At 69.5% G+C, this 13,948-nt stretch carries 13 protein-coding genes; 5 read left to right on the forward strand and 8 right to left on the reverse strand.

The features are described from left to right. Position 1: 1 nt before the first annotated feature. Positions 2-754: a FadR/GntR family transcriptional regulator gene (locus AC1DE0_RS02155; RefSeq protein WP_478096631.1), complete on the reverse strand. Its 753-nt coding sequence runs from the start codon at positions 752-754 to the stop codon at positions 2-4. 119 nt (positions 755-873) lie between these two features. Here AC1DE0_RS02155 and AC1DE0_RS02160 point away from each other — a divergent pair, with 119 nt between their 5' ends. Genes AC1DE0_RS02160 through AC1DE0_RS02175 form a run of 4 tightly spaced genes read left to right on the forward strand, consistent with a single transcriptional unit; the run spans position 874 to position 4,918 of the window. Then, positions 874-1,989, forward strand: coding sequence for an ABC transporter ATP-binding protein (locus tag AC1DE0_RS02160; protein ID WP_478096633.1), 1,116 nt, complete (start codon positions 874-876; stop codon positions 1,987-1,989). Then, complete coding sequence (locus tag AC1DE0_RS02165) at positions 1,986-3,218, forward strand: ABC transporter substrate-binding protein (protein ID WP_478096635.1); 1,233 nt, start codon at positions 1,986-1,988, stop codon at positions 3,216-3,218. The genes AC1DE0_RS02160 and AC1DE0_RS02165 overlap by 4 nt, the downstream gene beginning before the upstream one ends. A gap of 28 nt (positions 3,219-3,246) precedes the next feature. Beyond that, positions 3,247-4,059, forward strand: coding sequence for an ABC transporter permease (locus AC1DE0_RS02170; RefSeq protein WP_478096637.1), 813 nt, complete (start codon positions 3,247-3,249; stop codon positions 4,057-4,059). Between the two features lie 40 nt (positions 4,060-4,099). Beyond that, positions 4,100-4,918, forward strand: a complete 819-nt coding sequence (locus tag AC1DE0_RS02175; RefSeq protein ID WP_478096639.1) for an ABC transporter permease — start codon at positions 4,100-4,102, stop codon at positions 4,916-4,918. Positions 4,919-4,951: 33 nt separating this feature from the next. Here AC1DE0_RS02175 and AC1DE0_RS02180 read toward each other — a convergent pair whose 3' ends face one another. Next, positions 4,952-5,791, reverse strand: a complete 840-nt coding sequence (locus AC1DE0_RS02180) for a class I SAM-dependent methyltransferase (protein WP_478096641.1) — start codon at positions 5,789-5,791, stop codon at positions 4,952-4,954. Between the two features lie 207 nt (positions 5,792-5,998). On the opposite strand from AC1DE0_RS02180, the gene AC1DE0_RS02185 reads away from it, so the two are divergent. Then, on the forward strand, positions 5,999-6,673 hold the full coding sequence (locus AC1DE0_RS02185) for a winged helix-turn-helix transcriptional regulator (RefSeq protein ID WP_478096643.1): 675 nt from the start codon (positions 5,999-6,001) through the stop codon (positions 6,671-6,673). Between the two features lie 12 nt (positions 6,674-6,685). Here AC1DE0_RS02185 and AC1DE0_RS02190 read toward each other — a convergent pair whose 3' ends face one another. The 6 genes from AC1DE0_RS02190 to AC1DE0_RS02215 form a co-directional block, all read right to left on the reverse strand. Next, positions 6,686-7,405 (reverse strand): DsbA family oxidoreductase, encoded by a 720-nt coding sequence (locus AC1DE0_RS02190; protein ID WP_478096645.1) that lies wholly within the window; start codon positions 7,403-7,405, stop codon positions 6,686-6,688. 65 nt (positions 7,406-7,470) lie between these two features. Beyond that, the gene (locus AC1DE0_RS02195) at positions 7,471-8,631 is read right to left on the reverse strand and encodes an ABC transporter ATP-binding protein (RefSeq protein ID WP_478096647.1); all 1,161 of its coding nucleotides are present in this window, start codon (positions 8,629-8,631) and stop codon (positions 7,471-7,473) included. Positions 8,632-8,659: 28 nt separating this feature from the next. Next, complete coding sequence (locus AC1DE0_RS02200) at positions 8,660-9,838, reverse strand: ABC transporter ATP-binding protein (RefSeq protein WP_478096649.1); 1,179 nt, start codon at positions 9,836-9,838, stop codon at positions 8,660-8,662. After that, entirely contained in the window at positions 9,835-10,836 is a 1,002-nt protein-coding gene (locus tag AC1DE0_RS02205) for an ABC transporter permease (protein ID WP_478096652.1), read from the reverse strand. The genes AC1DE0_RS02200 and AC1DE0_RS02205 overlap by 4 nt, the downstream gene beginning before the upstream one ends. A gap of 128 nt (positions 10,837-10,964) precedes the next feature. Further along, on the reverse strand, positions 10,965-12,746 hold the full coding sequence (locus AC1DE0_RS02210) for an ABC transporter substrate-binding protein (protein ID WP_478096654.1): 1,782 nt from the start codon (positions 12,744-12,746) through the stop codon (positions 10,965-10,967). 51 nt (positions 12,747-12,797) lie between these two features. After that, complete coding sequence (locus tag AC1DE0_RS02215; RefSeq protein WP_478096656.1) at positions 12,798-13,790, reverse strand: ABC transporter permease; 993 nt, start codon at positions 13,788-13,790, stop codon at positions 12,798-12,800. Positions 13,791-13,948 lie beyond the last annotated feature (158 nt).

Raw genomic sequence — 13,948 nt, forward strand, 5'->3', positions numbered from 1 at the left:
ATCATTCGGTCCTTCGCGATCGGGTGAGGCGGTGCAGCGCCTTCACGGCGTCGAAGAGCTGCCTGACATGCTCCTCCGCGCGGTCCCGCGCTGCGCTGGGATCGCCGGCGGCCACCGCCTCGACGATGGCGTCGTGAGCGGCCTCGGTCGCGGCCGCGAGCTCGACGTCGGCCAGCCACAGCACGGGTCCGATCTCGCGCTGGAGCACCATCTCCTCACGCGTCAGCCGGGCCGACTGGGCCGTCGCGGCGAGCTCGAGGTGGAAGCTGCCCTCCAGACGAGGTATGCCGCTGGGCTCGTCCGGGTCGGCACGTGCGGTGGCGAGCCGCCGAAGACGTGCGATGTCGTCGGGATCGGACCGCTCGGCGGCCAGTGCCGCGCAGTGTCCGCTGATGGCGCAGTAGTGGTCGGCCAGGTCGCGCAGCTCGCCCAGTCCCGCGTGGGCCAGGCGGGCCAGCAGGGCGGCCCGCCCCCCGTCGTGGGGTGCCTTGACGAAGGACCCGCCGCCCCGTCCGCGGCGCGTGACGATGAGGTCGTCGTCGCGCAGCGTGCCGAGCGCCTCACGCACCGTCACGGTGGCGACGCCGAAACGGTCGGCGAGGTCGCTCTCGGGGGGCAGCATGCTGCCGTCGGGGAGCAGGCCCATCGCGATCGCCTCACCCAGGCGACGGCGTACCGCCTCGGCTCGTCCCTCGGCGGGCAGCGGCGCGAACACGGCGGCATACGGGCCGAGGGGCATCGACCGATCCGCCATGGAGCCTCCGCAACAGTTTGGGCACACCGCTTGCGCTTAAACATATGGACCCATACGTTTTCCGTCCAGAGGCAGAAGTGCGTTCGACGACGAGCGCCCCGACGACCCGAGGAGTCACCATGGCGGCCGACCAGGCGCCCGGTGTGCCGGCCATCCGGCTGAGCGGGCTGCGCAAGGAGTTCGCGGGCAGCCCTCCGGTCGTCGCCGTCGACGACGTCGACCTCGACGTTCGTTCGGGGGAGTTCTTCTCGATGCTCGGGCCCTCCGGATCCGGCAAGACGACCGTGCTGCGCATGATCGCCGGCTTCGAGGAGCCGACGGCCGGTGCCATCGAGCTCGCCGGCACGGACGTCACGCGGCGTCAGCCCTACGAGCGTGACGTCAACACGGTGTTCCAGGACTACGCACTCTTCCCGCACATGAGCGTGGCCGAGAACGTCGAGTACGGCCTGCTCGTCAAGAAGGTGGGCCGCGCGGAGCGGCGCACCCGCGTCGCGGAGGCGCTCGAGCAGGTGCGCCTCGGAGACCACGGCCCGCGACGCCCCTCGCAGCTCTCGGGTGGCCAGCGCCAGCGCGTCGCCCTCGCGCGGGCTCTCGTCAACCGGCCGACCGTGCTCCTGCTCGACGAGCCCCTGGGCGCCCTCGACCTCAAGCTGCGCGAGCAGATGCAGGTCGAGCTCAAGGCGATCCAGCGCGACGTCGGCATCACGTTCCTCTTCGTCACCCACGACCAGGAGGAGGCCCTCACCCTCTCCGACCGCATCGCGGTCTTCAACGCCGGCCGCATCGAGCAGGTCGGCACGGCCCACGAGGTCTACGAGAGCCCGGCGTCGGCGTTCGTCGCGGGCTTCGTCGGCACCTCCAACCTGCTCACCGGGGAGGCGGCGCGCGCGATCCTGGGCCGCGCCGGTTCCGTCGCGATCCGACCGGAGAAGCTCCTCGTCGTGCCGGCAGTTGTGGGAGGCGCCGACGACGGGCACCTCAGGGCCGAGGGCTCTCTCGAGGAGGTCGTCTACGGCGGACCCGTCACGCGGTACGTCGTGGCCCTCGACGTGGGGGGCCGGCTGACGGCCCTCGAGCAGAACACCGGAGGCCGGGCGGACGGCGCAGCCCTGCGCCGCGGCGACCGGGTCGCCCTCCGATGGCGGTCCGAGCACGTCATCGACGTGCCGGGCCCACCCACGCCCGAGCTGCAGGGGCAGGGCGCCTCACCAAACGAAGCACCAACCACATGAAGGAGATCGTCGTGCGCACGTCAAGGAAGTCCCTCATCGGGACCGTCGCGGCGGTGGCCGTCCTCGCCCTCGCCGGTTGCGGCAGCTCCACTCCCAGCAGTCCCGGTGGGAGCGCGGCCCCCGGGGGCATGCAGGTGCCCGACCTCAAACCCCTCGACAAGCTCGGCACCCCCGAGGGCCAGGTCAACGTCCTCGCGTGGCCCGGCTACGTCGAGGACGGCAGCAACGACCCGAAGGTCGACTGGGTCACCGACTTCGAGAAGACGTCGGGCTGCAAGGTCAACATCAAGACCTTCGGCACGTCGGACGAGGCCGTCCAGCTCATGCGCACGGGCCAGTACGACGCCGTGTCGGCCTCGGGCGACGCGACGCTGCGCCTGATCGCCGCCGGCGACGTCGAGCCCGTCAACACCTCGCTCGTCAAGAACTACGCCGCCATCTTCGACGCGCTCAAGATGAAGCCGTGGAACTCCGTCAACGGGGTGGCATACGGCATCCCGCACGGGCGCGGAGCCAACCTGCTGATGTACCGCACCGACATGGTCAAGCCCGCCCCCGACTCGTGGGGTGCCGTCTTCGACCAGGTCGGCGCGGCGCAGAAGGGCAAGCTCACGGCGTACGACTCGCCGATCTACATCGCCGACGCCGCGCTCTACCTCATGTCGACCAAGCCCGACCTCGGCATCAAGGACCCGTACGCCCTCGACGAGACCCAACTCGCGGCGGCCGTCGACCTGCTCAAGGCGCAGAAGGCCAACATCAGCGAGTACTGGTCGGACTACCTCAAGGAGGTGCAGGCCTTCAAGACCGGCACCGCCACCGTCGGCACCACGTGGCAGGTCATCGCCAACACGGCCGAGGGCGAGAAGGCACCGGTCGCGGCGGTGCTGCCCAAGGAGGGCTCGACGGGCTGGTCCGACACGTGGATGGTGTCGGCGAAGTCGAAGAACAAGACGTGCGCCTACCTGCTCATCGACCACCTCGTCTCGCCGAAGGTCAACGCGCAGATCGCCGAGTACTTCGGCGAGGCGCCGGCCAACAAGAAGGCGTGCGCCGAGACGGCAGATCCCAACCACTGCAAGGTCTTCCACGCCGAGGACGAGGCGTATTTCGCCAAGGTCCACTACTGGAACACGCCGATCAGCGCGTGCCTCGACGGTCGCACCGACGTCAAGTGCACCGACTACGCGGCCTGGACCAAGGCCTGGACCGAGATCCGCAACAGCTGACCCAGCCGCACCGAACGAGGAGGCGACGATGAGACGACGCAGAGGCCTGGCCGCCCTGCTCGGCCCACCCATGCTCTGGCTCGTCGTCGCCTACCTCGGGGCGCTCGCCGTCATCTTCGCGACGGCGTTCTGGAGCACCGACCCGTTCACGAACCTCGTCGTCCGCACCTTCACGCTCGAGAACTTCCGCGAGCTGCTCAGCGGCACCTACCTCGGCATCATCGGGCGCACCTTGCTCATCGCGGTCTTCGTGACCGTGCTGTGCGTGGCCATCGCCGTGCCCTTCGCGTTCTTCATGGCGCGGGTGGCGCCGCGCCGCTTCCGGGGCCTCCTGCTCGCCGGGGTGCTCGTGCCGCTCTGGGCGAGCTACCTCGTCAAGGCCTACGCGTGGCGCACCATGGTGCAGCCCGAGGGCGTGCTCGACAGCACCTTCGGGGCCACGCCGGGCTACGGCTTCGCGGCCGTGGTGCTCACCCTGACCTACCTGTGGCTGCCGTACATGGTGCTGCCCGTGTATGCCGCCTTCGAGCGGCTCCCCGAGAGCCACCTCGAGGCCAGCGCCGACCTCGGGGGCCGGGCGTCCACGACCTTCCGACGGGTCGTCGTGCCGTCGCTGCTGCCGGCGATCGCCGCCGGGTCGGTCTTCACCTTCTCGCTCTCGCTCGGCGACTACATCGCGGTGCAGATCGTCGGCGGCAAGCTCCAGGTGCTCGGCACCGCGGTGCTGCAGAACATCACGCTCGACCTGCCCTTCGCCGCCGCTCTGGGCACGGCCTCGGTCGCGATCATGGTCCTCTACCTGCTCGCCGTGCGGCGCACGGGCGCGCTCGACAACCTGTGAGGCCGCCGATGGACAGCTTCACCTCGACGAGGAGCTCCCGATGAGACTCGGACGCGGCGCGACGCTGGCCCTGACGGCGTTCGCGACCCTCGTGCTCGCCTTCGTCTACGTGCCGCTCGTCGTGGTGGCGGTCAACTCGTTCAACAGCGACCGCACCTTCGGTTGGCCGCCTCCCGGCTTCACGACGCAGTGGTGGCGAGCGGCCTTGCAGGCACAGGGTCCTCGCGATGCGCTGCTCACCTCGGTGCAGGCGGGCCTGGGCGCCACGTCGATCGCCATCGTGCTCGGCACCCTCCTCGCACTGGCCCTGAGCCGCTACGACTTCTTCGGCAAGCACGCCATCTCGATCCTCGTCGTGCTGCCGATCGCGCTGCCGGGCATCGTCACCGGGGTCGCGCTCCAGTCGGTGATCCAGAACGTCCTGCGCCCGGTGTTCGGCGTCGGTGCCGGCCTGTTCACGATCATCGTCGGCCACGCGACCTTCTGCATCGTCATCGTCTTCAACAACGTCACGGCACGCCTGCGCCGGCTCGGTGGGTCGCTCGAGCAGGCCTCCGCCGACCTCGGCGCCCGGCCGTTCACGACCTTCCGGCGTGTGACGTTCCCGCTGCTGCGCTCGAGCCTGCTGGCCGGAGCCCTTCTCGCCTTCGCGCTCAGCTTCGACGAGATCGTGGTGACGACCTTCACGGCCGGGCCGGAGAGCCAGACCCTGCCGATCTGGATCTTCAACAACCTCTTCCGGCCCAACCAGGCGCCCGTCGTCAACGTCGTCGCCGTCGTGCTCATCGTGCTCTCGATCGTGCCGGTGTGGCTTGCGCAGCGTCTCGGTGGTGCGGACGCCGCCGAGAGCCGCCTCTGAGGTTCGCCTTGGACGGGCCGGTGCGAGGTTCGGTCAGGCCGCGCGGCGAGCGGTGACGAGCAGGTACTCCCACTGCATCGGGCCGCCGTCGGCGAGCGACTCCGTCCCGAGGTCGGCCAGCACGGCGTCGAGGGCGGCGACCTCGGCGGGGTCGTCGGCGATGAGTCGATAGGTGGCGATCGTCGGGCCGTAGGTCCGCTTGAAGAAGTCGCGGAACTCCTCGCCGCTCGCGAAGGGCACTGGGACCATTCGCTTCTCGGCGGTGAGCGACTCGACGCGGTCACCGAACAGCTCGCGCACGTGTGCCTCGCTGCCCCACAGGGGTGGGGGCTGGGCCCCGGGAGGCGGCGGTGCGGCATACGGCTTCATGGCGGCGAACATCTGCCCGATGAAACCCTCCGGCGTCCAGCTCACGAGCCCGATCGTCCCGCCGGGCCTCGCGACCCGCGCGAGCTCCGCCGACGAACGGTCGTGGTGCGGCGCGAACATCACACCCACGCAAGACATGACGACGTCGAAGAACGCGTCGGCGTACGGCAACGCCTCGGCGTCGGCCCGTTCCCACGTGACGGTCACGCCGGCCGCCTCGGCGAGCCCCCGGCCCACGTCGAGCAGCTCGGCCGCGAGGTCGCTCGCCGTCACCCGGGCCCCCTGCCGTGCGGCGGGGATCGCCGCGTTGCCCGACCCGGCGGCGACGTCGAGGACGTCCTGCCCGGATGCGATGCGGCACGCCTCGACGAGGACTCGGCCGAGCTCCGGGATGACCTCCCTGGCCACGGCCGGGTAGTCGCCGAGCGCCCACATCGCTGCGTGCCGGGCCTTCAGGGCTGCATCGGCTGCCGCTGCCTCGGACGTGACGGTGTGCGTTGTCATGCGGTCTTCCCCTCCATCGTGGTCGGCCCGGTGCTTCCCCCAGAGCCGGACGGCGTCGGTGCCGTCCTGACCAGAGTCGGCCCCGCGGGCGGCGCGCCCTAGTACACGTTGTGGACTGACGCGGTCCAGGATCAGGACCGATACTGGGGTGGGCGCCCCGGAGGGGCCGGTGGCGACCGGCTCGTCCAGCACGACCGGAGGTGGGGCATGGGACGACACGACCCCGGAGCCGGGCAGTACTGCCCGATCTCGCGCACGCTCGACGTCGTGGGGGAGCGCTGGTCGCTCCTCATCCTGCGCGACATGATGACCGGCACGACGCGCTTCAACGACCTCGCTCGCGGACTGCCCGGCCTGTCACGCACGCTGCTGACGAAGCGGCTGCGACATCTCGAGCGCTTCGGCGTCGTCGAGCGCTCGGGCTCGCGCTACGTGCTGTCACCTTCAGGACGGGCCCTCGAGCCGATCGTCTTCGGCATGGCGCAGTGGGGCGCCGAGTGGATGTTCGGCGACCCGGAGCCCGAGGAACTCGACGCGCAGCTGCTCGTCTGGTGGATGCACGCGCGCGTGGACACGTCGGGGCTCGACGGAGACCGGCACGTGCTGCACCTGCGGTTCGCGGACGACCCGCGCCGCTTCTGGATCCTCGTCGAGCACGGCACCCCGTCGGTCTGCATGGCCGACCCGGGCTTCCCCGTCGACGTGACCATCAGCTCGGACGTCGCGTCGCTGTATGCCGTCTGGCTCGGCCGTATGCCGCTGGCCGTCACCGTGCGCTCGGGCCGTGTCACGCTCGAGGGGCCGACACGGGTGACGCGGCGCCTCGACGAGGTGCTGCAGCTCAGTCCCGTGGCACCGTTCGTGGCAGCAGCCAGCGCCTGAGGGAGGAGCCTCTCAGCAGCCGGCGGGACCGCAGGCTGCCGCATCCGTCGCGTCGACGGCGACGCCGCTCGCCGCGGGCTGCAGCATGACGAGGGGGTGCGACTCGCGCCAGGCCTGCTCGAGCGCCTGGGCGAAGAGCTCGGTGGGCTGGGCGCCGGAGACGCCGTACTTCTCGTCGAGCACGAAGAAGGGCACGCCGCGGATGCCGAGCTGCTGCGCGGCCGTGATGTCGGCGACGACGTCCTTGCGCCACGTGTGGCTCTCGAGGTCGCGCACGATCTCGTCGGAGTCCAGGCCTGCCTCGACGCCGATGCGCACGAGCACGTCACGATCGCCGATGTCCTCGCCGTGCTCGAAGTGCGCCGAGAGGAGAGCCTCCTTGACGGCGTCGCCGACGCCGCGGGCCTTGGCCAGGTGCAGCAGCTCGTGGCCGGCGAAGCTGTTCGCGACGACGACCGAGCCGAAGTCGTAGGCGAGCCCCTCGTCGGCGGCGATGGCGGTGACCTGGTCGAACATCTGGCTGACCTGGTCACGTGACATGCCCTTGCGGTCGACGAGGTAGTCGAGCTCGGTGCCGTCGTGGTGGTCGGGGAGCGTGGGGTCGAGCTGGTAGCTGCGCCACTGAACGTCCACGTCGTCGCGGTGGGGGAACGTGGCGAGCGCCTTCTCGAAGCGGCGCTTGCCGATGTAGCACCAGGGGCAGGCGATGTCAGACCAGATCTCGACCTTCATGGAATCTTCAACCACCGACGTCGGCGATTGCTTCCCGCCGTCGGGGACGGTGTCCGCGGCCTCCGTCACGTGTTGTCGACGGTCCCGTCGCGAAGTGTGTCCGAGCCGACGGCCGGCTCGGTGGTCGGCTCGGCAGCCGGGTCCGTGGTCGGCTTGGTGCCCGGCGCGGCAGGGGAGCTGCTCCTGCCCGAGTCGCCGGCGACGGTGTCGACGTTCTCGGGGAAGTGGCAGGCGACCGCATGGCCCGGCGCGAGCTGCACCAAGGGCGGTTCCTGGGTCTTGCAGATCTCCTGGGCCTTCCAGCAGCGGGTGTGGAACCGGCACGCCGGCGGCGGGTTGACCGGGCTCGGCACGTCGCCCTCGAGCCGGATGCGCTCGCGGCGGTTGCGGCGCTCGGTGTCGGGGATCGGCACCGCCGACATCAGGGCCGTCGTGTAGGGGTGCATCGGACGGGTGTAGAGCTCGTCACGGTCGGCGATCTCGACGAGCTTGCCGAGGTACATGACCGCCACGCGGTCGGACATGTGACGCACCACGGAGAGGTCGTGCGCGATCACGACGTAGGTCAGGCCGAACTCGTCCTGCAGGTCCTCGAGCAGGTTGATGACCTGCGCCTGGATCGACACGTCGAGGGCCGACACGGGCTCGTCGGCGACGATGAGCTTCGGCTTGAGGGCGAGCGACCGGGCGATGCCGATGCGCTGGCGCTGACCGCCGGAGAACTCGTGCGGGTAGCGGTTGTAGTGCTCGGGGCTGAGGCCGACGACCTCGAGCAGCTCCTGGACCGTGGCCTTGATGCCCTTCTCGGTCTTGATGTCCTGCAGCCGGTAGGGGGCTCCGATGATGGTGCCGACCGTGTGCCGGGGGTTCAGCGAGCTGTAAGGGTCCTGGAAGATCATCTGCACGTCGCGACGCAGCGGGCGCAGCTTCGCGGTGGACCAGTGCGTGATGTCCTCGCCCTCGAGGAGCAGCTGCCCATCCGTCGGCTCGATGAGGCGCGTCAGCATGCGCCCGGTCGTCGTCTTGCCACAACCGGACTCGCCGACGAGCGCGAGGGTCTCGCCCCTGGCGACGTCGAAGGTCAGGCCGTCGACGGCCTGGACCGCGCCCACCTGACGCTGGAGCAGGCCGCGACGGATCGGGAAGTGCTTCGTCAGGCCCCGGACCTGGAGCAGGGCGTCGCCCGACGTCTTCGGGGTGCCCTCGGGAGCGGACGTGGTGGTCACGGGTGGCCTCCTGGGCTCGTGTATGCGGTCACAGCGTGGGCCGGATCTCGTTCTCCCAGATGGCCTTCTTCTCCTCCTGCGAGAGGTGGCAGGCGGCGTAGTGCCCCTTGATCCCCTCGGCGAAAGGAGGTCTCTGGCTCTGGCTCAGGCCGCCCGTGCGGTCGGCGTAGGCGCACCGCGGGTGGAACGGGCAGCCCGACGGCACGTTGATCAGGCTCGGCGGAGAGCCCTTGATGGGGCGCAACCGCTCGGTGCGCTCGCGGTCGAGGCGCGGCATCGAGCTGAGCAGCCCCCACGTGTAGGGGTGCTGCGGCTCACGGAAGACGGCGTCGGCAGAGCTGTACTCGACGCCGCGACCGGCATACATGACCATGATGTCGTCGGACAGCTCGGCGACCACCCCGAGGTCGTGCGTGATGATGATGACGGCCGAGTTGAACTCGGACTGCAGGTCGCGGATGAGGTCGAGGATCTGGGCCTGGACCGTCACGTCGAGGGCCGTCGTCGGCTCGTCGGCGATGAGCAGGTCGGGGTCGCACGACAGGGCCATCGCGATCATAGCGCGCTGACGCATGCCCCCGGAGAACTGGTGCGGGTAGTCGTCGACGCGGGTGTTCGGCTGCGGGATGCCGACGCGGTCGAGCATGTCGATCGCGTGCTTGCGCGCGACCTGGTTGCTCACCTGGTGGTGCACCTTGTAGGCCTCGACGATCTGGTGGCCCACCGTGTAGAAGGGATGCATCGCCGACAGCGGGTCCTGGAAGATCATCGCCATGCGCTTGCCACGCAGCGACCGCACCTTCTCGCTGCCCGCGCCGATGAGCTCCTCGCCGCCCAGCTGGATCGAGCCGGTCATCTTCACCGAGCTCGGCTTGTGCAGGCCCATGATCGACATGCTCGTGACGCTCTTGCCGGAGCCGGACTCGCCCACGATGCCGAGGGTCTTGCCCCGGGCGAGGTCGAACGAGAGCCCGTCGACGGACTTCACGACACCGTCGTCGGTGGGGAAGTGGACGCGGAGGTCGCGCACCGACAGGAAGGCGTCGGGCGCCGGGGCGCCCAGGCCGCCGATGCCGTCGGAGCTGACTGTCGTGCCGGCGCGCCGGCTGCGGCGGCGGTCCTGCTTCTCGGCGGCGGGGGAGGCCTCGCCGGCCGTGGCGGCCGAGCTGTCGGCTGACGGGGCGGTCTGCTTCGTGGGCTCGCTCATGCGGTGCGCACTCTCGGGTCGACGACGGCGTACAGGAGGTCCACGACCAGGTTGGCCATGATGATGAACGTGGCACCGAGGAGGGTCACACCCAGCACCTTGGGGAGGTCGTTGTTGTTGATGGCATCGACGGCGTACTTGCCGATGCCGTTGAGGGAGAACGTGGTCTCGGTGAGGATCGCGCCGCCGAGCAGCAGGCCGAGGTCGAGACCGAAGATCGTGAGGATCGGCGTCAGCGCCGCGCGGAGGCCGTGCTTGACCACGACGTCGCGCTCGCGAAGGCCCTTGGCGCGGGCCGTTCGGATGTAGTCCTCGTTCATGGTCTCGAGCATGCCCGCGCGGGTCAGGCGGGCGTACGCGGCGGCGTAGAGGAAGGAGAGGGTGATCCACGGCAGGAGCAGGTCGTACGCCCACTTGGCAGGGTTCTCCTGCAGGGGCGTGTAGCTGCCTCCCTGGGCGGTCCACCCGACGCCGTAGCTGAAGATCGACAGCGACAGCAGTCCGGTGAAGAAGATCGGGAGCGAGACGCCCGCGAGGGCAACGCCCATGGCGGAGCGGTCGAGCGCGGTGCCGCGGCGCAGGGCGGACACGACGCCGGTGGCGACGCCACCGAACAGCCAGAGGATCGCGGCTCCGGACGCGAGGGACAGGGTCACCGGCAGCCGGTCGAGCAGGTCGGGCAGCACGGGGTTCTGCGTGATGAAGGAGTAGCCGAGGCACGGCGCCGGGCACTGGTCGATGCCGGCGCCGGTGTTGTACTCGGAGCCCGCCACGAGCCCCTTGGCGAACCGGCCGTACTGGACCCAGATCGGGTCGGTGAATCCGAGGCGCACGGCGGCCTCGTGGACCTGCGCCGGGCCCGCGCTCTTGCCGACGTAGCGCGAGGCCAGGTCGTCGGCGGTCGCACCGCCGATGCGCGGCACGAGGAAGAAGATGGCGAAGGTGACCGCGCTCACGACGAAGAGCAGGACGATGGCGCCGAGGATGCGCCGGATCATGTACGTCAGCAAGGGGATCGGCCGGACGCGGTGGCGGTGGACTCCTGTGAGCCCACCGCCACCGGGTCTGCGCCTTCACCTACTTTCAGGTGGGTCGGGCGTGGTGCGGTGACGTGCGAGAAAGCGTGTTACTGCTTGACGCCCATCGCGGCGTAGTCGTACATCGTGAAGCCGTCGTTGACGAAGACGTTCGTGATCGTGTCGGGACGGAACAGCAGACCCTTCGACCACACACCGGGGATGACGGCAGCGGCCTCCATGACCGACTTGTCGACGGTGCCCCAGATCTCCTCGCGCTTCGTCTGGTCGTTCTCCAACATCGCCTTGTCGATGCCGGCGTCGACCGCAGGCACCTTGATGCCGAGGTTCGTGTTGCCGGACGGGCGGATGACGCGGCTGTCGGTGATCTGGCTCATGAAGCCGAAGCCGTCGGGCCAGTCAGCACCCCAGCCGTAGACGATGATGCCGAGCTTGTTGGCCTTCGCGTAGTCCGGCTTGCCGGCGTACAGCTTGGTGTAGTCGGCGGTCGGGTACGGCTTGATCGTCAGCTTGATGCCGACCTTGGCCAGCGACTGCTGGAGCGACTCGGCCGTCGCCTTCTCCTTGGGACGCTCGGTGCGGTAGGAGATGTTCGTCTCGAAACCGTTCGGCTGACCACACTTCGCGAGCTCGGCCTTGGCGGCGTCGACGTCGCCCTGCGGCTTGCTGGCGAAGTTGTAGAGGTCCATGTCCAGGTGACCCGGGACGTTCGGCGGCATCAGGCTCGTGGCGATGTCACCGCCGGTCTTGCCGCCGTAGGCGCGCTGGTAGCCGGTCTTGTCGTAGGCGAGCACGACGGCCTTGCGGCAGTCGATGTTGTCGAGCGGGGCGACATCGCTGTTGAGCACCGAGAACCAGGTGCGGGCCGCCGACGCGTTGTCGGTCTTGGCCTTGAGGGTCGGGTCGGCGAGGATCTTGCCCTGCGACTCCGCCTGGACGCCGGTGCCGGCGATGTCGACGTCGAGACCACCGCTCTGGAGGCGGTTGTCGATGTCGGGTGCGTTGAGGCCGAGCTCGACGGTGATCTTGTCGGGCAGCGCCTTGCGGCCGGACTCGGGGTCGGTCGCCGGGTCGTAGTTGGTGTTGCGCTCGAGCTCGATGCGCTTGCCCTGCTGGTAGACCGAGAACTTGTACGGGCCGCTCGAGATCACGTGCTCCTTGTACTTCGTGCCGGTGTCCTTGGCCTGCGGCACGGGGGCCGTGGAGGGCAGCTGGGCGAAGTAGTCGAAGCCGGAGAACGCCGTCTTCAGCTTGAAGACGATCGTCTTGTCGTCGGGCGTCTCGATCGACTTGAGGTTGTCGAGGTTCTTGTCCTTGAAGACCGAGTAGCCGGCGGGCACGTCGGCCAGGAAGTCGTTAAAGTACGTCGGGCCGTTCGGGAACGTGTCCTTGTCGAGCGAGCGCGCCACGCCGTACTTGACGTCCTTGCTCGTGATCGGCGAGCCGTCCTCGTACTTGAGGCCGTCACGCAGCGTGTACGTCCACGTCTTGTTGCCGTCGCTCGGCTTGCCGAGGGAGGTGGCGAGGTCGGGAACGAGCTTGGCGCCCTCGGCCCCCGGAGCGGCCTTGAAGACGACGAGCGTGCGCGCGTAGTTGCGCAGGAAGTTCCAGGACAGGCCGTAGTAGGTGTCGCCCGGGTCCACGGAGTCCCAGTCGCCCGCCATGCCGAAGCGGAGCGTGCCGCCCTTCTTGTCGGAGGCGTTGAAGATCTTGCCGATCGCGGCATCGGCGGCGGGTTGCGCAGAGCTGCCTCCACCGCTGCCGCCAGTGCCGGAGCCTGTGCCCGTGTTGCTGGCGCCACCGCCACAGGCGGACAGCCCCAGGGCCAGGGCGGCCGCCGCGGCGACTGCCATGATGCGTGTGTTCTTCATCTGTGTTTGCGCTCCTTGCTTTCAGTACAGCGGAAGTGCGGGTCGCGGAGGTTACCGAGACCGTGGGTCGAGGGCGTCACGCAAGCCGTCCCCGAAGAGGTTGAAGGCGAGGACCGTCACGAAGATGGCCAGGCCTGGCGGGAGCATGAACCAGGGATCCACCTGGTACCAGCGCGCCGCGTCGGCGAGCATGCCTCCCCACGTCGCGCGGGGCGGCTGGACGCCGACTCCGAGGTAGGACAGTGCCGCCTCGAAGAGGATGTTGCTCGGGATGAGCAGGGTCGCGTAGACGAGGATCGGCGCGACGAGGTTGGGCAGCAGCTCCTTGACGAGGATGTAGGGAGTGCGAGCACCCATGCTGCGGGCCGCGTCGACGAACTCGCGCTCGCGCAGCGACAGTGTCTGGCCGCGGACGATGCGCCCGATGTAGGGCCAGTTGAAGAACCCGATGATGAAGACGATGACCGCGATGCGGAGAGAGTCGCCGTGCAGGCCGAAGGCCGAGTCGGGGATGACACCGACGAGGGCGAGCGCGAAGACGATGAGCGGGAACGCCAGGAAGATGTCCATCAGGCGGCTGATGAGGCCGTCGACGGCGCCCCCGACGAAGCCGGCGATGACACCCATGGCCGTGCCGATGACCACCGACAGCAGGGTGGCGAGGAAGGCGATGAGCAGCGAGATCTGCGAGCCGTAGAGCACGCGGCTGAAGAGGTCACGCCCGTTGACCGGCTCGACACCGAAGAGGAAGTCCCACGAGACGCCGCCGAAGCGGGCCGTCGGCACCTGCAGGTCGGGGTCGACGAGCTCCTGGTGGAACTCGTTCGGCTCGTGGCCGAGCAGGCCCACGATGAGCGGGGCGAAGATGGCGACCAGGATGAGGAACAGGACGAAGAAGCCGCCGCCGAGCGCGACCTTGTCTCGCTTGAGCCGCGCCCAGGCGATCTGGCCGAGCGAACGTCCCTCGATCCGCTTCTCGCCCACGAGCACCAGCTCTGGTGCCGCAGTCGCGGCCCCGGGCTCGGTCTCCAGGGGAGTGCTCACGTGCCGTCACCTCCGGGTCGTGATCGGTGCCGGGGACCGGTCGGCCGCCAACATGCTGATGTGCAGCCGAAACCTACCGTCCCCCATGACCGCGCGCCCCATCTTTCAACGGCGCGCCACCGGCAGCAACCGACGTGGCCGAATCGTGACGCGGAGGA

It is taken from the genome of Terrabacter sp. 05T424 (assembly GCF_056396225.1).